This is a genomic window from Asanoa iriomotensis (genome assembly GCF_016862515.1).
In the GTDB taxonomy this organism is placed as follows: Bacteria; Actinomycetota; Actinomycetes; order Mycobacteriales; family Micromonosporaceae; genus Asanoa; species Asanoa iriomotensis.
Window position 1 is genome coordinate 61547 of sequence record NZ_BONC01000027.1, and the last position, 21903, is coordinate 83449.

General features: G+C 69.7%; 20 protein-coding genes. 16 read left to right on the forward strand and 4 right to left on the reverse strand.

What is annotated here, in order from left to right:
* Positions 1-6: 6 nt before the first annotated feature.
* The 13 genes from nuoF (at position 7) to Air01nite_RS20070 (ending at position 15320) form a co-directional block, all read left to right on the forward strand.
* Complete coding sequence (gene nuoF, locus Air01nite_RS20010) at positions 7-1326, forward strand: NADH-quinone oxidoreductase subunit NuoF (protein WP_203704209.1); 1320 nt, start codon at positions 7-9, stop codon at positions 1324-1326.
* Entirely contained in the window at positions 1326-3764 is a 2439-nt protein-coding gene (locus tag Air01nite_RS20015) for an NADH-quinone oxidoreductase subunit G (RefSeq protein ID WP_203704210.1), read from the forward strand. The genes nuoF and Air01nite_RS20015 overlap by 1 nt, the downstream gene beginning before the upstream one ends.
* Positions 3761-5149 carry an NADH-quinone oxidoreductase subunit NuoH gene (nuoH, locus tag Air01nite_RS20020; RefSeq protein ID WP_203704211.1) on the forward strand — a complete coding sequence of 463 codons (1389 nt, stop codon included), beginning with the start codon at positions 3761-3763 and terminating at the stop codon, positions 5147-5149. The genes Air01nite_RS20015 and nuoH overlap by 4 nt, the downstream gene beginning before the upstream one ends.
* 1 nt (position 5150) lies before the next feature.
* Positions 5151-5732, forward strand: a complete 582-nt coding sequence (gene nuoI / locus Air01nite_RS20025; protein WP_203704213.1) for an NADH-quinone oxidoreductase subunit NuoI — start codon at positions 5151-5153, stop codon at positions 5730-5732.
* Positions 5729-6490 (forward strand): NADH-quinone oxidoreductase subunit J, encoded by a 762-nt coding sequence (locus Air01nite_RS20030; RefSeq protein WP_203704214.1) that lies wholly within the window; start codon positions 5729-5731, stop codon positions 6488-6490. The genes nuoI and Air01nite_RS20030 overlap by 4 nt, the downstream gene beginning before the upstream one ends.
* Positions 6487-6786, forward strand: coding sequence for an NADH-quinone oxidoreductase subunit NuoK (nuoK, locus tag Air01nite_RS20035; RefSeq protein WP_116067379.1), 300 nt, complete (start codon positions 6487-6489; stop codon positions 6784-6786). The genes Air01nite_RS20030 and nuoK overlap by 4 nt, the downstream gene beginning before the upstream one ends.
* Positions 6787-6799: 13 nt before the next feature.
* Positions 6800-8719 carry an NADH-quinone oxidoreductase subunit L gene (nuoL, locus tag Air01nite_RS20040; RefSeq protein ID WP_203704215.1) on the forward strand — a complete coding sequence of 640 codons (1920 nt, stop codon included), beginning with the start codon at positions 6800-6802 and terminating at the stop codon, positions 8717-8719.
* Positions 8720-8721: 2 nt separating this feature from the next.
* The gene (locus Air01nite_RS20045; RefSeq protein ID WP_203704248.1) at positions 8722-10257 is read left to right on the forward strand and encodes an NADH-quinone oxidoreductase subunit M; all 1536 of its coding nucleotides are present in this window, start codon (positions 8722-8724) and stop codon (positions 10255-10257) included.
* Complete coding sequence (gene nuoN / locus Air01nite_RS20050; RefSeq protein WP_203704216.1) at positions 10254-11816, forward strand: NADH-quinone oxidoreductase subunit NuoN; 1563 nt, start codon at positions 10254-10256, stop codon at positions 11814-11816. Before Air01nite_RS20045 ends, nuoN begins: the two co-directional genes overlap by 4 nt.
* 133 nt (positions 11817-11949) lie before the next feature.
* Complete coding sequence (locus Air01nite_RS20055) at positions 11950-12948, forward strand: polyprenyl synthetase family protein (RefSeq protein ID WP_373310436.1); 999 nt, start codon at positions 11950-11952, stop codon at positions 12946-12948.
* A gap of 280 nt (positions 12949-13228) precedes the next feature.
* A complete protein-coding gene (locus tag Air01nite_RS20060) occupies positions 13229-14023 on the forward strand; it encodes an IclR family transcriptional regulator (RefSeq protein WP_203704217.1) in 795 nt (264 codons plus the stop codon).
* An 80-nt stretch (positions 14024-14103) separates the two neighbouring features.
* On the forward strand, positions 14104-14598 hold the full coding sequence (locus Air01nite_RS20065) for a sigma-70 family RNA polymerase sigma factor (RefSeq protein ID WP_239090828.1): 495 nt from the start codon (positions 14104-14106) through the stop codon (positions 14596-14598).
* The gene (locus Air01nite_RS20070) at positions 14595-15320 is read left to right on the forward strand and encodes an anti-sigma factor family protein (RefSeq protein ID WP_203704219.1); all 726 of its coding nucleotides are present in this window, start codon (positions 14595-14597) and stop codon (positions 15318-15320) included. Before Air01nite_RS20065 ends, Air01nite_RS20070 begins: the two co-directional genes overlap by 4 nt.
* Before the next feature lie 6 nt (positions 15321-15326).
* Here the strand turns inward: Air01nite_RS20070 and rarD are convergent, their stop codons facing one another.
* The 4 genes from rarD to Air01nite_RS20090 form a co-directional block, all read right to left on the reverse strand.
* Positions 15327-16253 carry an EamA family transporter RarD gene (rarD, locus tag Air01nite_RS20075; protein WP_203704220.1) on the reverse strand — a complete coding sequence of 309 codons (927 nt, stop codon included), beginning with the start codon at positions 16251-16253 and terminating at the stop codon, positions 15327-15329.
* Positions 16250-16708, reverse strand: coding sequence for a GNAT family N-acetyltransferase (locus tag Air01nite_RS20080; protein ID WP_203704250.1), 459 nt, complete (start codon positions 16706-16708; stop codon positions 16250-16252). Before Air01nite_RS20080 ends, rarD begins: the two co-directional genes overlap by 4 nt.
* 102 nt (positions 16709-16810) lie before the next feature.
* On the reverse strand, positions 16811-17197 hold the full coding sequence (locus Air01nite_RS20085; RefSeq protein ID WP_203704221.1) for a phage holin family protein: 387 nt from the start codon (positions 17195-17197) through the stop codon (positions 16811-16813).
* A 29-nt stretch (positions 17198-17226) separates the two neighbouring features.
* Positions 17227-19338, reverse strand: coding sequence for a hypothetical protein (locus tag Air01nite_RS20090; RefSeq protein WP_203704222.1), 2112 nt, complete (start codon positions 19336-19338; stop codon positions 17227-17229).
* A 78-nt stretch (positions 19339-19416) separates the two neighbouring features.
* Here Air01nite_RS20090 and eccB point away from each other — a divergent pair, with 78 nt between their 5' ends.
* From eccB to Air01nite_RS20105, 3 genes are all read left to right on the forward strand, one after another.
* Complete coding sequence (gene eccB / locus Air01nite_RS20095) at positions 19417-20760, forward strand: type VII secretion protein EccB (RefSeq protein ID WP_203704224.1); 1344 nt, start codon at positions 19417-19419, stop codon at positions 20758-20760.
* Positions 20761-20892: 132 nt separating this feature from the next.
* A complete protein-coding gene (locus tag Air01nite_RS20100; RefSeq protein WP_203704225.1) occupies positions 20893-21210 on the forward strand; it encodes a WXG100 family type VII secretion target in 318 nt (105 codons plus the stop codon).
* 12 nt (positions 21211-21222) lie between these two features.
* Complete coding sequence (locus tag Air01nite_RS20105) at positions 21223-21516, forward strand: WXG100 family type VII secretion target (protein ID WP_203704226.1); 294 nt, start codon at positions 21223-21225, stop codon at positions 21514-21516.
* Positions 21517-21903 lie beyond the last annotated feature (387 nt).

Consider the following 21903-nt stretch of genomic DNA (forward strand, 5'->3'; position numbering starts at 1 on the left):
CAAGAAGTGACCACAGCTCCGCGGCGGGAAGTCCTCGAGAAGCTCACGCCGGTCCTGACCAAGCGCTGGCTGTCGCCCAACGCCTGGGCGCTGCGGACCTACGAGCAGCTCGACGGCTACCAGGCGCTGAAGAAGGCGCTCAAGGCGCACCCGGACGACCTGATCCAGCTCATCAAGGACTCGGGCCTGCGCGGGCGCGGCGGTGCCGGCTTCCCGACCGGGCTCAAGTGGGGCTTCATCCCGCAGGGCGACGGCAAGCCCCACTACCTCGTCGTCAACGCCGACGAGGGCGAGCCGGGCACCTGCAAGGACCTGCCGCTGATGACCCACGACCCGCACTCGCTGATCGAGGGCGTGATCATCGCCAGCTACGCGATCCGCGCCGAGCGGGCCTACATCTACATCCGCGGCGAGGCGGTGCACGCCGCGCGCCGGCTGCGCAACGCGGTCGTCGAGGCGTACGACAAGGGCTACATCGGCCAAAACATCCTCGGGTCGGGCTTCAACCTCGAGGTGGTCGTGCACAGCGGCGCCGGCGCCTACATCTGCGGCGAGGAGACGGCGCTGCTCGACTCGCTCGAGGGCTTCCGCGGCCAGCCCCGGCTGCGCCCGCCGTTCCCCGCGACGCACGGCCTCTACGCCTCGCCGACGGTGGTCAACAACGTCGGCACGATCGCCAGCGTCCCCTACATCGTGCTCGGCGGCGCCGACTGGTGGCGCACGATGGGCACCGAGAAGTCGTCCGGCCCGATGATCTACTCGCTCTCGGGGCGGATCAACAACCCCGGCCAGTACGAGTGCTCGATGGGCATCACCCTGCGCGAGCTGATCGAGCTGGCCGGCGGCATGCGGCCCGGGCACGAGCTGCGGTTCTGGACCCCGGGCGGCTCGTCGACCCCGCTGCTCACGGCCGACCACCTGGACGTGCCGCTCGACTTCGAGGGCGTCGCGGGCGCCGGCAGCATCCTCGGCACCACGGCGACGCAGATCTTCTCCGACCAGGACTGCCCGGTCTACGCGACCTACCGGTGGCTGGAGTTCTACCACCACGAGTCGTGCGGCAAGTGCACGCCGTGCCGCGAGGGCAACTACTGGATGGTCCGGGTCTACGAGCGGATCCTGTCCGGTCGGGGCACCCACGAAGACCTCGACACGCTGCTCGACACCTGTGACAACATCCTGGGCCGCTCGTTCTGCGGTCTGGGCGACGGCGCGACGAGCCCGGTGACGTCCTCGTTGCAGTACTTCAAGCAGGACTACCTCGACTACATCGAGGGCCGGACGGCTCCCCGGCTGTCCGAGAAGGCTCTCGTGGGGGCGCACTGATGACCGACGTAGCTAAGAAGGCCGACGAGGTCACCCTGACCATCGACGGCGTCGAGGTGACCGCGCCGAAGGGCACGCTGCTGATCCGGGTTGCCGAGCAGCTCGGCATCGCGATCCCGCGGTTCTGCGACCACCCGCTGCTGGCGCCCGCGGGCGCGTGCCGGCAGTGCCTGGTCGAGGTCGAGGGGCAGCGCAAGCCGGTCGCCTCGTGCACCCAGCCGATCGCCGACGGCATGGTGGTCAAGACCCAGCTCACCTCTCCGGTCGCCAAGAAGGCGCAGGAGGGCATCATGGAGCTGCTCCTGATCAACCACCCGCTCGACTGCCCGATGTGTGACAAGGGCGGCGAGTGCCCGCTGCAGAACCAGGCGATGTCGACCGGCCGGGCCGACTCGCGGTTCCACGAGCACAAGCGGGAGTACCCGAAGCCGATCAACATCTCCTCGCAGGTCCTGCTCGACCGCGAGCGCTGCGTGCTCTGCCAGCGCTGCACCCGGTTCTCCGAGGAGATCGCCGGCGACAAGTTCATCGACCTGATGAACCGCAGCAGCAACGAAGAGATCAACGTCTACCGCGACGAGGTGTACGACGCGGAGGCGGGCGAAGAGGCCGAGGGCGACGTTCCCTTCAACTCCTACTTCTCCGGCAACACCGTGCAGATCTGCCCGGTCGGCGCGCTGACCGGTGCCCAGTACCGCTTCCGCTCCCGCCCGTTCGACCTCGTCTCGAGCCCGTCGATGTGCGAGCACTGCGCCTCAGGCTGCGCACAGCGCACCGACCACCGCCGCGGCAAGGTGCTGCGCCGGCTGGCCGGCGACGACGCGGCGGTCAACGAGGAGTGGAACTGCGACAAGGGCCGGTGGGGCTTCCGCTACGCGACCGCCACCGACCGGCTCACCACCCCGCTGATCCGCGACGCACAGAGCGGTGAGCTGCGCGAGGCGTCCTGGAGCGAGGCGCTGCGCGTCGCCGCCGACGGCCTGCGCACCGCCCGCGACGGCGCACACGGCGTCGGCGTGCTCACCGGCGGCCGGCTGACCGTCGAGGACGCGTACGCGTACGCGAAGTTCGCCCGCGTCGCCCTGCACACCAACGACATCGACTTCCGCGCGCGGCCGCTGTCGACGGAGGAGACCGAGTTCCTGGCCTCCTCGGTGGCCGGCACCACGGACGTCACCTACGCCGACATCGACACGGCGCCGGCGGTGGTCCTGGTCGGGCTGGAGCCCGAGGAGGAGTCGCCGATCCTCTTCCTGCGCCTGCGCAAGAACTTCACCAAGCGCAAGCTGCCGATCTACGCGCTCTCCCCGTACGTGACCCGCGGCCTGGAGAAGGTCGGCGCCAAGGTCGCCCGGATCATCCCGGGCGAGGAGGCGCGCGTGCTCGCCGAGCACGACGTGGTCGCCGAGGCGCTCAAGGCGCCGGGCGCGCTGCTGATCGTCGGCGAGCGGCTCGCCTCGGTGCCCGGTGGCCTCTCGGCCGCCGCGGCGCTGGCCGAGCGCACCGGCGCCAAGCTGGCCTGGGTGCCGAGGCGCGCGGGTGACCGCGGCGCGGTCGACGCCGGCTGCCTGCCCAACCTGCTTCCCGGCGGGCGCATCGCGTCCGACGCGGCGGCGCGGGCCGAGCTGTCCGGCGCCTGGGACGTGGAGCCCGGTGTCATCCCGAGCCAGCCCGGTCGCGACACCGACGCCATGATCGTGGCGGCTGCCGGTGGCCGACTCGGCGCGCTGGTCGTCGCGGGCGTCGACCCCGCCGACCTGAGCGACCCGAAGCTGGCCGAGCAGGCCCTCGACGCGGTGCCGTTCCTGGTCAGCCTCGAGGTCCGGCGCAGCGCGGTGAGCCGGCGGGCCGACGTGGTCTTCCCGGTCGCGCCGGTCGCCGAGAAGGCGGGCAGCTTCCTCGACTGGGAAGGTCGCCTGCGCACCTTCGAGACCGTGCTCGCCACCGACGCGATGAACGACGGCCGGGTGCTCGACGCGCTGGCCGCCGCGCTCGGCGTCGGGCTCGGCACCGGCGACGTCAACACGGTCCGCCGCGAGCTCGGCGGCCTGCCGGTGACCCGGTCCGACCGCCCGCACGCGCCGCTGCACGAGCCGGCCGAGGTGGCCGAGCCCGCTGCCGGCGAAGCGGTGCTCGCGACCTGGCACCAGCTCATCGACCTGGGCAGCCTGCTCGACGGCGACCAGGAACTGGCCGGCACCGCCCGGCCGCCGGTGGTCCGGCTCGACAAGACGACCGCCGAGGCGATCGGCGTCGCCGACGGCGAGGCGGTCACGGTCGGCACGGGCCGCGGCGCGGTGACGCTGCCGGCGATGATCACTGAGATGCCGGCCGGCGTCGTCTGGCTGCCGACCAACTCGCCCGGTTCGACCACCCGGCGGACGCTGGGCGTCACCTCCGGTGCGGTCGTCTCGATCTCGGCTGGAGGGGCCCGATGACGTCCGCGGTGCTACTCGCGCAGGACCCGACGCTTTCCGACTTCGGGCATGATCCCTGGTGGATCGTGCTCATCAAGATCGTCTTCGCGTTCGTCTTCGCGGTGCTCGCGACACTGCTCGGCGTCTGGTTCGAGCGGCGCGTCGTCGGGTTCATGCAGGTGCGGCCCGGCCCCAACCAGGTCGGCCCGTTCGGCCTGCTGCAGACGCTGGCCGACGGCCTGAAGATGGCCTTCAAGGAAGACATCCTGCCGAAGACCGCCGACAAGGTCGTCTACTTCTTCGCGCCGACGATCTCGGTGATCTGCGCGGTGACCGCGCTGTCGGTCATCCCGTTCGGCCCGATGGTGAGCATCTTCGGCCACCACACGCCGTTGCAGGTCACCGACATCTCGGTGGCGGTGCTGCTGATCCTGGCCGTGTCCTCGATGGGCATCTACGGCATCGTGCTGGGCGGTTGGGCCTCCGGCTCGACGTACCCGCTGCTCGGTGGCCTGCGGTCGAGCGCCCAGATGATCTCGTACGAGGTCGCCATGGGCCTGTCCATCGTCGCGGTGTTCATGACCGCCGGCACGATGTCCACCAGCGGGATCGTCGCGGCGCAGGCCGGCAGCGACTCGAGCGCGTCGCTCGGCGGGTTCGAGTTCTTCGCACCCGGCTGGTACGCGATCCTGCTGCTGCCCAGCTTCATCATCTACTTCGTCTCCGCGGTCGGTGAGACCAACCGGGCACCGTTCGACCTGCCCGAGGCGGAGTCCGAGCTGGTCGCCGGCTTCATGACCGAATACAGCTCGCTGAAGTTCGCGCTGTTCATGCTCGCGGAATACGTCAACATGGTGACCGTCTCCGCGGTCGCCACGACGCTGTTCCTCGGCGGCTGGCGGGCGCCCTGGCCGATCAGCATCTGGTCCGGTGCCAACGAGGGTTGGTTCGGCCTGATCTGGTTCTTCGCCAAGGTGATCCTGCTGGTCTTCGTCTTCGTCTGGCTCCGCGGCACGCTGCCCCGGCTGCGCTACGACCAGTTCATGCGGCTCGGCTGGCGCGTACTCCTGCCGCTGAACCTGGTCTGGATCCTGGCCCTGGCCGGCATCCGGGTGCTGCAGAAGGAAAACAGCGACGCGGTGCGCTGGAGCATCATCGGCGGCGCGCTGGTGGTCATCCTGCTGATCACGCTGCTGTGGCCCGACCGCAAGAAGAAGCCGCAGCCCACCCTCCAGGAACAGGTCAACGCGCGGCCGCAGGGCAGCTTCCCGCTCCCGCCGATGGACCTCGTGGTGCCGCCGAGCCCGCGGGCCCGGCGCGGGGTGGCGCAGCGACAGCCGGCCAACGTGGGCGGTGGCGCTCCGGACGTCATCGAGGCCACCTCGACCGAAGAGAAGGAAGACTGAGATGGGCGCCATCACGGGCACGTTCAAGGGCTTCGGCGTCACGTTCTCGCACATGTTCCGCAAGATCGTGACGACGGACTACCCGTTCGAGCCGGCTCCGGCGGCACCGCGCTACCACGGCCGGCACATCCTCAACCGGCACCCGGACGGGCTGGAGAAATGCATCGGGTGCGAGCTGTGCGCCTGGGCCTGCCCGGCGGACGCGATCTACGTCGAGGGTGGCGACAACACCGACGAGAAGCGCTTCTCGCCGGGTGAGCGGTACGCCACCACCTACCAGATCAACTACGCCCGGTGCATCTTCTGCGGGCTGTGCATCGAGGCGTGCCCGACCCGGTCGCTGACGATGAGCAACGAGTACGAGCTCGCCCGCGACAACCGCCAGGACCTGATCTTCACCAAGGAGCAGCTCCTGGCGCCGCTGCTGCCCGGCATGGAGCAGCCGCCGCACCCGATGCGGCTGGGTGAGACCGAGAAGGACTACTACGTCGGCGCGCTCACGAACCCCGGCACCTCCGCCGGCGCGGAGCGGGCACCGTGGTCCGAGACCGGTACCAAGGACGCGACGGGAGAAGCGTCATGACCAACATCGCGCTCGCGGCGACCGTCACCACCGGCGAGGCGGTGACCTTCTGGATTCTCGCCCCGCTCGCGCTGCTCGGCGCGATCGGCATGGTGGCGGCCCGCAACGCCGTGCACTCCGCCCTCTGGCTGGTGCTGACGATGCTCAGCCTCGGCGTGTTCTACGTCGTGCAGGCCGGTCCGTTCATCGGCATGGTGCAGATCATCGTCTACACCGGCGCGATCATGATGCTGTTCCTGTTCGTGCTGATGCTGGTCGGCCGGGACGCGTCGGACTCGCTGATCGAGACGTTGCGCGGGCAGCGGGTCGCCGCGGTCCTGGTCGGCCTCGGCTTCGCCGGGCTGGTCGGCACGCTCGTCGCCCGCGCGGTCAGCGGCACCGAGGCGGTCGGTCTCGACGCCGCCAACCGGGACGGCAACGTCCAGGGCATCGCGGCGCTGCTGTTCACGAACTACGTGTTCGCGTTCGAGGCGACCTCCGCGCTGCTGATCACCGCCGCGGTCGGTGCGATGGTGCTCGCGCACATCCACAAGCCGAAGAGTGAGAAGCTGGGCCAGCCCGAGACCATGCGGCTGCGGTTCCGCCCGGGCAACTACCCGGCCCCGAAGCCCGGTCCTGGCGTGTACGCCACCTCAGACTCGGTCGCCACGCCGGCGCGCCTGCCCGACGGCACGCTCAGCCAGCGCAGCATCCCCGAGATTCTCCCGACGCGTGAGCTCAGTTCGCGCGAGACCGCCCCGAAGGGCACCGAGAAATGAACCCGAGCTACTACCTGGTGCTGGCCGGCATCCTGTTCACGATCGGCGCCGTCGGCGTGCTGATCCGGCGCAACGCGATCGTGCTGTTCATGTGCATCGAGCTGATGCTCAACTCGGCCAACCTGGCACTGGTGACGTTCAGCCGGATCAACGGCAACCTCAACGGCCAGATCATCGCGTTCTTCGTCATGGTCGTAGCCGCTGCTGAGGTCGTGGTCGGTCTGGCGATCATCATGACGATCTTCCGGACGCGGCGCTCGGCGAGCGTCGACGACGCGAACCTGCTGAAGTACTAGAGGGGCCGCATTCGTGGAACAGACGATCGAGTACGCCCACGCTACGGGCGTACTGGGCAGCGTGTGGCTGCTCATCGCCATCCCGCTGGTGAGTTCGGCGGTCATCCTGCTGCTCGGGCGCCGCAGTGCGAAGTTCGCGCACTGGCTCGGCACCGCGGCGATCGGCGCCGGCTTCGTGCTGACCCTGATCTACTTCTTCTTGTTGCGCGACCAGCCCAACCGGGCCGTGGAGCGCAACCTGTGGGAGTTCATCTCGGTCGGCAGCCTGAAGGTTGACATCGGTCTGCTGTTCGACCCGCTGTCCGCCGTCTTCTGCCTGCTGATCACGGGTGTGGGTTTCCTGATCCACCTGTACGCGGTCGGCTACATGGCGCACGACGAGCGCCGGCACACCTTCTTCGGTTACTTCAACCTCTTCGCCGCCGCGATGTTGCTGCTGGTCCTCGGCAACAACTACGTGATGCTCTACCTCGGCTGGGAGGGTGTCGGCCTCGCGTCGTACCTGCTGATCTCGTTCTGGTACACCCGGCCGTCGGCGGCGACCGCGGGCAAGAAGGCGTTCCTGATGAACCGCGTCGGCGACGCCGGCCTGGTCATCGCGATCTTCATGATGTTCGCCTACCTCGGGTCGACGAACTACGCGGACGTGTTCAACGGCGTCGGCTCGCTGTCGTTCACCGTCGTGCTGATGATGGGCCTGCTGCTCCTGCTCGGCGCGACCGGCAAGTCCGGCCAGTTCCCGCTGCAGGCGTGGTTGCCCGACGCGATGGAAGGCCCGACCCCGGTGTCGGCCCTCATCCACGCCGCCACGATGGTCACCGCGGGCGTCTACCTGATCGCCCGGTCCAACGCGATCTTCTCCGCCAACGAGGTGCTGCAGACGGTCGTGGTCAGCGTCGGTGCGTTGACGCTGCTGATCGGCTGCATCATCGGCGCGGCCAAGGACGACATCAAGCGCGTGCTGGCCTGGTCGACGGTCTCGCAGATCGGCTACATGTTCCTCGGTGTCGGCCTGGGCGGCGGCGCGTACGCGCTGGCGATCATCCACCTGCTCGCGCACGGCTTCTTCAAGGCCAACATGTTCCTCGGTGCCGGCTCCGTCATGCACGGCATGAAGGACCAGGTCGACATCCGGCGGTTCGGCGGGCTGTGGAAGCTGATGCCGTGGACGTTTGCCACGTTCACCGCGGGTTGGCTCGCCATCGTCGGCTTCCCGGGCTTCTCCGGCTTCTTCACCAAGGAGCCGATCATCGTGGCGGCCTTCGAACGCGAGGGCTGGACCGCCTGGCTGTACGGCTGGGCCGCGCTGCTCGGCGCCGGGCTCACCGCGTTCTACATGACCCGCCTCTGGGTGCTCACGTTCCTCGGCCCCAAGCGGTGGACCGAGGACATCGAGCACCCGCACGAGTCGCCACCGATCATGGTCGGGCCGCTGGTGCTGCTCGCGATCGGTTCGGCGATCGCCGGTGGCCTGATGGCCAGCCCGGTCGCCAAGTGGCTCGAGCCGCCGCTGCCCGCGGAAGCGCACGACCTCCACCCGGTGATGTCGCACGGGGTGATCACCACGCTCTCGCTCGTGCTCACGTTCGCCGGCATCGGCCTCGCCTACCTGCTCTTCCGCCGCGGCACTGCGCTGGTCGAGCAGCCGGCCGGCGTGGTCGTCACGGCCGCCCGCCGCAACCTCTACGCCGACGCCTTCAACGAGATCGTCTTCGAGAAGCCCGGCATCTTCCTGACCCGCGCGCTGGTGTTCTTCGACAACCGAGGCATCGACGGCGCGGTCAACGGCCTCGCGGCCGCGGTCGGCGGCGGCTCCGGCCGGTTGCGCCGGCTGCAGACCGGCTTCGTCCGGTCGTATGCGATGTCCATGATGGCCGGCGCACTGCTCGTGGTCGCCGCGTTCGTCGCCGTGCAGATGGGATGGCTGAGCTAGCGATGCAGGACTTCCCGTACCTAACGGTCCTGACCGGGCTGCCGCTCCTCGGCGCGCTCGTCGTCTGGTGCCTGCCCAAGGCTCGCCCGGAGCTGGCCAAGATCGTCGCGCTCGCGTGGTCGCTCGTGGTCTTCGTGCTCTCGGTGGTCATGTGGATCGCCTTCAACCCGGGCGGCGACCGGCTCCAACTGCGCGAGTCGTACCAGTGGATCCCCACCTGGGACGCCCGGTTCACCTTCGCGGTGGACGGCATCGCGCTGGTGATGCTGCTGATGGTCACGGTGCTCGTGCCGATTGTGATCCTGGCTTCGTGGCATGACGCCGACAAGAGCCGCCGCAGCATCCCGACCTACTTCGCGCTGCTGCTCCTCCTCGAGTTCACGATGATCGGCGTCTTCGCGGCCGCCGACATCTTCCTGTTCTACGTGTTCTTCGAGGTCATGCTCGTCCCGATGTACTTCCTCATCGGCAGCTTCGGCGGGCACCAGCGGCAGTACGCGGCCGTCAAGTTCTTCCTCTACTCGCTGGTCGGCGGCCTGTTCATGCTGGCCGCCGTGATCGGCCTGTGGGTGGTCGGCGGCCACACGTTCGACTGGGTGGCGCTGACCAACAGCGACTTCGCCACGAACACCGGCCGGTGGCTGTTCCTCGGCTTCTTCGTCGCGTTCGCGATCAAGGCGCCGTTCTTCCCGTTCCACACGTGGCTGCCGGATGCCGGTGGTGCCGCACCGGCGGGCGCCGCGGCGCTGCTGGTCGGCGTGCTCGACAAGGTCGGCACGTTCGGCATCCTGCGGTACTGCCTGCCGCTGTTCCCCGAGGCGTCCCGCTGGTTCGCGCCCTGGGCGATCGCGCTCGCGCTGATCGGCATCATCTACGCCGCACTGCTGGCGATCGGCCAGAACGACCTCAAGCGGCTGGTCTCCTACACGTCGATCGCGCACTTCGGCTTCATCGGCGTGGGCATCTTCGCGTTCACCACCCAGGCCGGCACCGGTGCGGTGCTCTACATGCTCAACCACGGCCTGGCCACCGGCCTGCTGTTCCTCGTGGTCGGCATGCTGGTCGCCCGCCGCAACTCGGCCAACATCCGTGACTTCGGCGGTGCCGGCAAGCTGGTGCCGGTGCTGGCCGGCGTGTTGTTCTTCGCCGGTCTCGCCTCGCTGGCCCTGCCCGGCACGGCGCCGTTCGTCTCGGAGTTCCTGGTGCTGATCGGCACGTTCACCGTCAACAAGCCGGTGGCCGTGATCGCGACGGTCGGGATCATCCTGGCGGCCGCGTACGTGCTCTGGATGATCCAGCGGACGATGCAGGGCAACCTCAACCCGACGCTGGTCGACGAGCCGGCGATGCGGCGCGACCTGAACCTGCGGGAGAAGCTCGTCGTCGCGCCGCTGATCCTGCTGATCCTGTTCCTCGGCTTCTACCCGAAGCCGGTCACCGACGTGATCAACCCCGCCGTCCAGGCGACCGTGCAAGACGTGGGTAAGTCGGATCCGGCCCCCATCTCCGGCACCACCACGGAGGCTGCAGTCAAATGACGATCAAGTTCCCGGCGTTCGACTACGCCGCGATCGCCCCGATCCTCATCGTGTTCGGTTTGGCGGCGGCCGGCGTGCTGGTCGAGGCCTTCGTGCCGAAGCGCGCGCGCTATCTGACCCAGCTCGTGCTGACGCTCGGCGGTCTGGTGGCGGCGCTGGTCGTGCTCGTCACCCAGGCCGACACCCGGGTGGTGACCGCCGGCCAGGCGATCGCGATCGACGGGCCGGCGCTGTTCCTGCAGGGCTCGATCATCGTGCTCGCCATCATGGCGGTGCTGATGATCGGTGAGCGGGCGCTGGAGCGGGGCGGCCCGTTCGTCGCACAGGCGGCGATCACGGTCGGGTCCGAGGAGGACCGCCGGCAGGCGGCACGGGCGGACGGCGCCACCGAGATCTACCCGCTGACCTCGTTCGCGGTCGTCGGCATGATGCTCTTCGTCTCGGCCAACGACCTGCTGACGATGTTCATCGCGCTCGAGGTGCTCTCGCTGCCGCTCTACCTGATGTGCGCGCTGGCTCGCCGCCGGCGGCTGGTCAGCCAGGAGGCCGCGCTCAAGTACTTCATGCTCGGCGCGTACGCCTCCGCGTTCTTCCTGTTCGGTGTGGCGCTGGTCTACGGCTTCACCGCGCAGGTGCAGGCGACGCCGGGCGCGCACGCGGGTGGTGTCGACTTCGCCACGATCCACGCGGCCGCGGCCACCTCGCCGGCCAACCGCGCGCTGCTCTTCGGCGGCCTGGCCCTGATCGCCGTCGGCCTGCTCTTCAAGGCCACCGCGGCGCCGTTCCACGTCTGGACGCCCGACGTCTACCAGGGCGCGCCGACCCCGGTCACCGGCTTCATGGCCGCGTGCACCAAGGTCGCCGCGTTCGGTGGGCTGCTGCGGCTGCTCTACGTCGCGTTCGAGGGCGCCCGCTGGGACTTCACGCCGGTGCTGGGCGCGATCGCTATCCTGACCATGCTGGTCGGCGCGGTGCTCTCGGTGACGCAGACCGACCTCAAGCGACTGCTCGCGTACTCGTCGATCGCCAACGCCGGCTATCTGCTGGTGGGCGTGCTCGCCGGGGTGCGTGAGGGCATCTCCAGCACGATGTTCTACCTGGTCGCCTACGGCTTCACGGTGATCGCCGCGTTCGCGGTGGTGACGCTGGTGCGCGACGCCGACGGTGAGGCCACGCACCTGTCCCGCTGGGCGGGCCTCGGCAAGCGGTCGCCGGTGTTCGCGGGCGTCTTCACGTTCATCCTGCTGGCCTTCGCCGGCATCCCGCTCACGAGCGGCTTCATCAGCAAGTTCGCGGTGTTCGGGGCCGCCATCGACGGTGGGCAGACCTGGCTGGTGATCGCCGGTGTGATCACCAGCATGATCCTGGCGTTCCCGTACCTGCGCGTGGTGGTCATGATGTGGCTCTCCGAGCCTGGTGAGAGCACGCCGACGATCGCCGTGCCGGGCGCGCTGACCGCGGCCGCCCTGGTGATCGGCGTGGCGGCGACGCTGGTGCTCGGCGTGGCGCCGGCACCGCTGCTCAACCTCTCCGACACCGCTGCGCAGTTCATCCGATAACTGAGGTTTCCTGGATGGGGGTCGCTCACGCGGCCCCCATCTGCTGTTTTCCTTTGCTCTCTACGGCTAGCCCCGCGCTGAGTCGATTTCGCGGTGTGGCATCGTGGGTTACGTGGTGAGGGGGGCTGAAGAGCTGACTTCGATCGGGATCGACTTCGTCGATCCGACGGTCGAGTCGTCAGCACGCGCGGTCCTGGCCGCGGTCGAGGACGAACTGCGTAGTTGCGTGGCGAGCGCCGATCCGATGGTCACGGAGGCGGCGCGGCATCTCGTCGAGGCCGGCGGCAAGCGGTTCCGGCCGCTGCTGGTCGCGCTCGGCGCACAGTTCGGCGACCCGACGGCCCCGCAGGTGGTGCAGGCGGCGGTGGTGATGGAGCTGACCCACCTCGCGACGCTCTACCACGACGACGTGATGGACGAGGCGCCCGTGCGCCGGGGCGTCCGCAGCGCCAACTCGCGGTGGACCAACTCGGTGGCGATCCTGGTGGGTGACTACCTGTTCGCCCGGGCGGCGGACATCGCCGCGGAACTCGGCACCGAGGCGGTCCGGCTGCAGGCGCGCACGTTCGCCCGCTTGGTGCACGGTCAGATCGCCGAGACGGTCGGCCCCCGGTCCGGTGTGGACCCGGTGGCGCACTACCTCGACGTGCTGGCCGAGAAGACCGGCTCGCTGATCGCCACGTCGGCGCGGTTCGGCGGCATGTTCGGCGGTGCGACCGCGGAGCAGACCGAGGCGCTGGCCCGCTACGGCGAGAAGATGGGCATCGCGTTCCAGCTCTCCGACGACCTGATCGACATCGCGTCCGAATCGGAGCAGAGCGGCAAGACGCCGGGCACCGACCTGCGCGAGGGTGTGCCGACGCTGCCGGTGCTCTACGCGCTGGCCTCCGACGACACCGACCCGGCCGCGACCCGGCTGCGGGAGATCCTGTCCGCAGGCCCGGTGACCGACGACGACCTGCACGCCGAGGCGCTGTGCCTGCTGCGGGAGTCGGCGGCGATGAAGCGGGCCCGCGAGACGGTCCGCAGCTACGCCGAAGAGGCCCGCGAGCGCCTGGCTCCGCTGCCGGACAACGCCACCCGGGCCGCCTTCGAGTCCCTGTGCGACTTCATCGCGGACCGCACGGGCTGACGTCGAAAGTGCGTGACCAACCGCGCACCCGGCAGCGACGCGTGAGCGAGCGGTGTCCGGCGGGAGCGACGGTCTGAACCCGCCCGGACCCGGGAAAACTTGATCTTTGTCTTGATCTTGATCGGGTTGGTCAAGTCGCCGACACTGCGGGGCGGATGAACGGCGCGTATCGGGCGCATCGACGCTCCGTGTCGAGAAATTTGGCGTTCTCGATACCAACAGGCATTTCGCGGACGGGAGGTTTTTCATATGGTGTAAGCCCCGGCCCGCGGAGGTGGGTGTGCGCGACCCTCTGGCAGAACCATCGGATCTGATCCGCAGCGTGTCCCGCGCCCTACGCGTGTTGGAAGCCGTGGGTCGGGCGCCGAAGGGCCTCACCGTCAAACAGGTCGCCCGCCGTTGCGAGCTGACCGTGGCGACCACCTATCACCTGGTGCGGACGCTGGCCTACGAGGGCTACGTCATCCGCCGGGAGGACGGCACCTACATCGTGGGTCTGGAGGTCGCCGACCGCTACCGGGAGCTCGTGGCCGCGTTCCGTGGCCCAGCGGCCGTGGGTGACGCGCTCCGGAAGGCGGCGGTCGACACCGGCTACAGCCACTACCTCGGCCGGTTCGTCGGCGGCCAGGTGGCGATTACCGCGGCGGCGGAGGGCCCGCGGTCACCGCACCTGGAGGAGATGGTCCCCGGCTTCGACGAGGGCGCGCACGCGACGGCGCTGGGGAAGGCGCTGTTGGCCACGCTGACGCCCGATCAGCGGTTCCGCTACCTCCGGGAATACGGCATGCGGCCGTTCACGCAGCAGACGCTCACGACGACCGAGGCGTTCGAGAGCGACCTGGCCGCCGGTGAGCGTCGCGGCATGCACCTCGAGATGGGGCAATACCGGCCGGGCGTGGCCTGCGCCGCCGTCATCGTCACCCCCGACCGCGATATGGAACGCCGGGTGGTGCTCGCCTGCGCCCTGCCGGCGCCGGAGATGATGACCTCGGCCCGCGTCGTGCGGGCCAAGCTGCTGGCCGTTGCCCGGACGATCTCTGAAGCATTGGGCGCACCCGACAACGGAAACGGCTGAACCACTGCCGCCGACCGTGCGTGCGTTGGGATGACAGAGATCAGGGGAGGCCCGAAAGCTTGGCCGACGACGACGCTGAGTTGCTGCGCGCGCTCAACGAAGAGCACGGTGACGCGCTCTTCGCGCACGCGTTGCGCTTGGTGAGCGGCGACCGGCAGCGGGCCGAAGACCTGGTCCAGGAGACGTTGCTGCGGGCATGGCGCCATCCGGAGGCGCTGGACCCGGGGCGCGGCTCGGTGCGGGCGTGGTTGTTCACGACCGCACGACACCTCGCCATCGACGCGTGGCGCCGGCGGGCGTCCCGGGTCGGCGAGGTGGTGACCGACGACCTGCCCGAGCCACCGCCCGAGGTCGACGAGGCCGACCGGGCGGTCGAGGCGTGGACGGTCGCGGAAGCGCTGGCCCGCCTCTCGCCCGCGCACCGCGACGTCCTCGTCGAGTGCTTCTACCAGGGCCGCTCGGTCGCCGAGGCGGCCGTCCGGCTGGGCGTCCCGCCGGGCACCGTGAAGTCGCGCACGCACTACGCGCTGCGCTCGTTGCGCCTCGTGTTGGAGGAGATGGGGGTGACCCAGTGACGCACTGCCCGCACGCGCTCGATGACGGCGCCTACGTCCTGGGCGCCTTGTCGCCGAGCGAACGCGCCGAGTACGAACGGCACCTGGCCGGCTGTCCCGCGTGCCGGGAGGCGGTCGCGGAGATCGCTGTGCTGCCGGGTCTGCTCGGGCGCCTCACCGATCCGGACAGTCTCGATCTCACGCCGGCCACGCCGTTGCCGGACCGGATGCCCGCGCTGCTCGAGGCCGTCGGTGCCGAGCGGCGCCGTCTCCGGAAGGTGCGGCGCCGGCGGTACGTGGGTGCGGCGCTCGTCGCGGCCGGGCTCGCCGCGGTGGTCGGTGTCGGGGTGGCGGGCGCGGACGCCGGATGGTTCGGCGGCGGGCCTTCGGCTGGTCAGGTCACCGCGCGGGGCACACAGATCGGCGTGAAGCTGGTCGCGATGCAGCCCGTGGGTGGTGCGGTGCCGGTGACGGCGGAGATCGGGATCAACGGCACCAAGTGGGGCACCGAGATCAGCATGCGGTGCGCCTACAAGTCCGGTGGCGACAGCTCGAAGGCGTGGACGTTCCGATTGGTGGCGCACGGCGCCGACGGTGCGACGGAGCAGGTCGGCTCGTGGCGGGCCGCGGCCGGGGAGACCGTCGAGATGAACGGGGCGACCCGGTTCACCGGGCGCGAGCTGGTGCGGTTGGAGCTGACGTCGTACGACGGGAAGCCGTTGCTGGCGTACGACGTGCCCTAGGGTTTCTCAGGTTGTGGCTAGGGCGTCCTGTTTGGTGGTCTTGGCCTTGGCGGCGCGGGCGGTGCGGCGGGCCTGGCGGAAGCCGTCGGCCGTGAAGACGATCAGGGCGATCCAGACCAGGGCGAAGCCGGCGAGGCGGGCCGGTGGCATCGGCTCGTGGTAGAGGAAGACGCCGAGGGAAAGCTGCATGATCGGCGTCAGGTACTGGAGGATGCCGAGCGCCGTCAGCGGAAGCCGGTTGGCGGCGCCCGCGAAGAAGAGCAACGGGATCGCGGTGACCGCGCCCGCCAGCACCAGCAGGATCGTGGTGTGCGGCTCGTCGCCGAACGTGCTGTTCGGTGTGCTGGTCAGCCAGATCAGGTAGGCGAGGCAGGGAATCGCGAGGACGCCGGACTCGACCAGGAGACCCTCGGCGGCGGCGAGCTTGAGCCGCTTCTTGACGAGCCCGTAGCCGCCGAAGCTGACGGCGAGCGTCAGCGCGATGTACGGCAGCCGCCCGTAGTCGATCGTGAGCACCGCGACGGCGGCGGCGCCGATGCCGACCGCGACCCACTGGGCGGGCCGCAGCCGCTCCCGCAGCACGGTGACGCCGAGGACGACGGTGACCAGCGGGTTGATGAAGTAGCCGAGGGCGGTCTCGACGACGCGGTCGCTGTTGACGCCGTAGATGTACATCCACCAGTTGACCGCGAGCAGCGCGGCGGCGAACGCGATGGCGGCGACCTTTCGGGGCTGTTTGACCAGCGCTTTGAGCTGTCGGCCGCGCCGCATCGCGAGCAGGAGGAGCGCGATCAGGACGACGGACCAGACCACGCGGTGGGCGAGGATCTCGACGGAGCCGGCCTCGTGGAGTTGCTTGATGTAGATGGGCATGAACCCCCAGAGGAGGTACGCGCCCAGCCCGAAGAGGTAGCCCTTGCGCAGGTCGGTCACGGGGTGTTCCGCCGGTCGATCTCCATCCAGCGGTCGGGCCGGGCGACGGGCACGAAGCCGGCCTTCTCGTAGACGCCGTGCGCGTCCCAGGTGGCCAGGATGATCCGGAGCACGCCGGTCTCGGCGAGCAGGTCCCGGGCCGCCTCGGCGAGCCAGGTGCCGAGCCCGTGCCCGCGTTCCGCGGGGTCGACGTAGACGTCGCAGAGCCACCCGAAGGTGGCGTAGTCGGTGACGACGCGGGCGAAGGCGACCTGGGCCTGGTCTTTGTAGATGCCCAGCACGACCGAGTTGGCGATCGACCGCACGACGACCGCGCGGGGCCGGTTGGCGGCCCAGTAGCTGTCCGAGGAGAGCCAGCGGAACACGAGGTCGACGTCGATGCGACCGGGGTCGGTGTCGAGTTCGTAGCCGTCGCGGGTGGCCTGGTCGCGGTTTGTGCTGTGCCGTGTGGTCATCTCCACGCAGGCGACGTTAGCCCGCGACCGTTCGGCGGTCGCGGGCCAATGCCGTGCCTGCGGCCCGCGTCCGGGCCGCTTTCATCGTTTTTGCCGCCGTGTTCAGTCCCGATCGAAGATCAGACCGAGCACCCAGGTGACGAGGCTCACGAACAGCGCACCGAGGACGGCGGCGGGCCAGAAGCTCTCGACGTCGAACGGCAGGTCGACCTGCTCGGCGATCCACCCCGTCAGCAGGAAGAGCAAGGCGTTGACCACGATGGCGATCAACCCGAGGGTCAGGATGTAAAGCCCGCACCCGAGCGTCTTGATAATCGGCTGAAGCACGGCGTTCACCACACCGAAGATCACCGCGACCAGAACGACGGTGAAAACGACCTCACCGGTCGAGTCGGTGTTCAACGTGATGCCCGGAATGATCAGGGTGGCCAACCAGAACGCGAACGCGGTCGCCAACAGCCTGACCAGAACACCTTTCACAAAACTCATGCGCGGCATAGTGCCACGAAGATCCCCTGCTAGTCGCCCCCCTGAGCCGAGTTTCCGTGCCTGGTCACGGCGTGCGACGCATCGATGCCGTTCGGTGTTGCCGTAGTCAGGTGGCGCTCGATCGGTGTCGTCGCCAGGACGGCCCAACGCAGGGAGCCGTCGGCGACCACCGTGACCATCTCGCCGTTGATCTGGCTTAGCTCGCTGGTTTGGTCGTCGAGCCCTAGCGCGGCTTGGACCACGGCGGCTTCCGCTGCTCGTAGCCTCCGCAGCACGACCAGATCGGCCTGCGCCAGCAAGGCGGCGTCGTGGTCGGTCAACTCGTCCCGAACGGTGAGGACGGCCTGCCAGCGCGGTCGCGGCGGCGCCGGCTGGCTCGGGGTGGCTGTTGGAGCCTGGCCAGGGATGTCCAGTTCGAGGACATGCCGCCGGTCCGCGCCCTGCCGGGCGGCTCCTGCTGCTGATCTGCCTTCGTCGGGGGCTGTAGCGCCGGTTGGCTCCTGGGTGGGACCAGGTGCGGTGCTCGTAACGTCCAGAACGGTTAGGCACGGTTGCAGCGGGGTCCCATCGCTGGCCGTCGGGCTCGCGTGGGGCGTGGCCCTGTGACGCAACGGGGCGGCGTCCGGTGTCACCGTGATTTTGCCGCCGACCTCCTCGGCAAAGGCATTCCAGGCTGCCCACCGCCTTGTCCGCACGTCGACCCGGGCACCCGACGCCAACCCACGCAGCGCGAGCACCTGTGCCACCCGCAGGCCACCGACCGCGACGATCTGTGTCCCTTCGGGCCGGAACACCCGCACGACCACCGGGCTGCCGTGCCGGTCGTAGCCGAGCACCAACCCCGCTTGCGGAACCGTGCCTCCCACGACTTCGCGGGGTGGGTGGTGACGCCGCGGCCGTGGGCTTGGCCTCGCCCGGCTCGGCGGATGGACCTGGACTGGCGTTGACTCGCGCTGGGCAGAACGCTGACCCAACGACCGAGAATGCCTGCCGAACGGCAGGGTCTCCACGACCGTGAGCCGATGTTCGCCGTCGAGCCGCTGAACCACCGCGTGCTCGGCGCCCGCGATCTGACGGAGCGCGTAATCGGCCCGCGCGAGCTGATCCTCGGTCTCAGCCGCGAGGCGAACGGCCGCCCATCGACCCGACTGCGTTTCCGGATCGCGACCACCGCCGACGGCGATGGTGGTCACGGCGGCTGGGAGGCCGAGCAGCCTGTCGAGCGTCCGTCGGCCATGGCCAGCACCCGCCGCGTTGGGCAGGACCATGCGATAGGTCGCCTGAACCAGCCCACCGATCGCGACGAACGCCCACTGCTCCTGGACCCCGGCCATCCCGTCGTGCTGCGCCAGCTCGGCCACTGTAGCCAACGCGGAGTCACGATCGAGCCGGCGATGCGGACCGATGCGCTTGGCCACACGCCGGGCAACCGCGGCCATCGTCGGCCGAAGATCGCCGTCAGACCACCCCGGCGGACGCCCAACCCGCAGAACCACAAACGTCCGCCGCAGCGCCAACACGTGATCACCGGTGAGCTGCCGATAGGAGGCCGCGGCCGCTCGCCCAGGAGTTTCGGGCTTGGCCGACAGGCGGTCCAATAGGTGGCCACCGTCGGAAGCGAAGGCCGGAGGCGCGGTTCGTTGGGCGGTTGGGGCTCGGGCGACCGTTACCAGCAGTTCGAGCGTCGCGTGGGGTGGGTCGGCGGTGTGGTCGAGCAGGGTGGCTACGTCTGGGAGCGGGGTGGGTGCCGCCAGGACGGGCTCGGTGAGTTCGAAGACTGTGATCAGGCCGTCGGGGTCGACGAGGCAGCCGTCGTCGGTTGGGGCCACGTCTGGGGCCAGGAAATTGAGCAGGTCGGCGGACGTGGTGTGCGGCGGCAGGGTGTGGCGGCGTGTCGCGTATCGGACGGCCAGTGCGAGCCAGGTGAATAGCCAGCGGCCGCGTACTCGCGCAAAAGCGGCGACGACCAACAGCAAGCCGCCGGTGCAGGCGGCGGTCAGCAGCAGCGGGTGCTGGCCAATCGTGGCCAGGACGCCGGCAATCGCGATCTGAATCGTCAGGATCTGGCCGGTGCGAAAGCCGATCCATTGTGGAGACGATCGCGCAGCCTCGCGCGAGGGGTCCACAGCGATCGATGTCATCGCGGTAGCCTCCCGTCCGTATTCGGCGCGGTTACTCGCCGGATCCTAGAGCCGTCACTGCCCACAAGGGAGCCCCCGATGCCGTCGCGGCAGGACCAGTTGCAGTCGTACCAATTCATGGTGCAGCGAGTGGTGTCCGCGCTGGTCATGCATGAGACCGACCCGGCGCAGCCGCCGTTTCGGCGGGCCGCCGGGGCCGTGTTGGCCGGCGTGCTCGTCGCGGCGATCGCGTTGGGCGGGTTCGTCGCCTACGGCGCCATCGCCGGTGGTGGCGGGACGCCGTGGCGCGACAGTTCGGCCGTGATCGTCGAGCGCGAGTCGGGTGCCCGGTATGTCTATCGGGACGGCCGCCTCCACCTGGTCGTCAACTACGCGTCGGCTCTGCTGGCGGTCGGCTCCTCGCGGCCGAGGACCGTGCTGGTCTCCCGCCGCTCCATCGAAGGGGTGCCGCGGGGCAGCACACTTGGCATCGCCGAGGCGCCGGACTCGTTGCCCGAACCGGGGCGTCTGCTCGGTCCACCGTGGACCGTTTGTGCCCTGCCCGACGCCGCGTCGGTCATGGTCGTGGGCGCCGTGAGCGCCGGCGGTGCCGGGCTCGGCGATCGAGCGGTGCTGGCGCGACATCCCGACGGCTCCCTGCATCTCGTGTGGCAGAACCACCGCTACCTGCTGCCCGACCCGGCCCTCGGGTTGACCGCGCTCGGCTGGACGACCGCGCGGCCCTTCGGGGCCGCCCCGGCGTTGCTCGACGCGCTGCCGGCCGGCGCCGACCTGGCCGTGCCGCGTGTCGCGGGCGTGGGTGAACGGTCCGCGCACGTGCCGGCGGCCCGCGTGGGCGAGGTGTTCGTGGTGACCAGTCAGGGCGGCGGGCGGCAGTATGCGGTCGCGGTGCGGGACGGTCTCGCCGGCATCACCCAGGTGCAGGCTGACCTGCTGTTGACGGCCAACCGGCAGGACCGGCCGGTCGAACTGAGCCAGGGGCGGTTCGCCGCGATCAGGAAGGCGCCCGATCTGGTGCCTGACGGCCTGGTGCCCACGGTGACTCCTACGTTGGTCGGGTCGTTCGGGGGAGCGCTGTGTGCCGTGGTGCGCGACGAACGCGGCGTCGCCGAGGTGGTGGTCGATGCCGAGGCGCCCGATGTAGCGGATGCCGCCAGATCGCGGTCGACCGGTGGTGCCGACCACGTGGTGGTGCCGCCCGGCCGGGCCGCCGTCGTGGAGGCGGTCACGGCGCCGGGTGGGACCGGTGGGACCGTCAGCATCGTCACGGACCTGGGCCGGCGTCATGCGGTCGTCGGCACGGAGACCCTGGCGATGCTCGGATATGGCGGCGTGCGGCCGGTGCGCCTGCCGGCCTCGGTGGTCGCGCTGGTGGGAGCGGGTGCATCCCTCGATCCTGCCCGGGCGCGGGAGCCGGCTTGAGGTTATCCACAGGCAGGATGTTGTCCACAGCGGGTGTTTTCGGGGCTACCGAACGTGTGCCCCGAGGGTCTAGCGTCAGCGTCGGCATGCGAGACATTCGCCAACTTCGACGTGAGAGCGGGTGACGTCCGGGTGTCCCAGACGCAGGCGCAAGCGGCGGTGATGCAGCAGACGGCGGCCAGGTTCGAGCAGGTCGACCAGTCCCTACAGAGCATGCTGACCAGCCTGATGGCCGAGCTCGCCGTCCTACAGACCGCCTGGCGCGGCGCCGGTGGTCGCTCGTTCGAGCAGGTCAAACAGCAATGGTCACGAGACCAGGCCGCGATCGCGCAGGCCCTGCGCGAGACGGCGGGCGCGATCCGCACAGCGGGCCGGCACTACGAGGCCTCCGACAGCGACGCCGCCACCCGGATCGCCACCACGAGTCGCGGCATCCAGCTGCCGTTGTAGAGGAGCGACGCGATGCACGACGACATGCTGGTCGTCAACTTTCCGGCCCTCCACCAGGCGAGCGCCGACATCCAGAAGGCGCTCAACACCCTCGACACCCAACTGGGCCAGCTCGAACGCGACGCGGCTCCGCTCATCGCGTCCTGGGACGGCGAGGCCAGGCAGGCGTACGACCAACGCCAGTCCCGCTGGCGCACCGCCTCCGCGGACCTGCAGTCGATGCTCCGCGACATCAAACGCGCCCTCGACGACTCGGCGGCCGACTACCTCAGCACGGAGAAGAAGAACACGAGCCTCTTCCAGTAGGGCGCGGGAGGGTGACAGTTGGCGTCCGTGGTGTCCAGAAAGTCCGTGCTGATTGTCACCCGGTCGCGGAGTTGCGGGTGATCCGTGTCCGCCGTCCGGAAACTACCGCTAGCGTCACGCCGGTGTTGGTTGCCAGGTCGCGGCGGTGCATCGCCGATAAGCCGCTGCTCAGCGGCCGATCGTGGCCCTATGAAAGGGGTTGGGAGCGTGCCCGGCTGGCTTGGCGGGGCGGTGACGGAAGCTCGGGCAACTGGCAAGATGACGATTGGCAGGGAGAAGGCGGCGGCGACTACGGTCGCGAAGGGACGGGGTGCGCAGCCGACGGTCGTCGAGCACCTTTCGGGTCCACCCCGCAGGGCCGGCTCCCGACGGTATCGACGGCGGGCA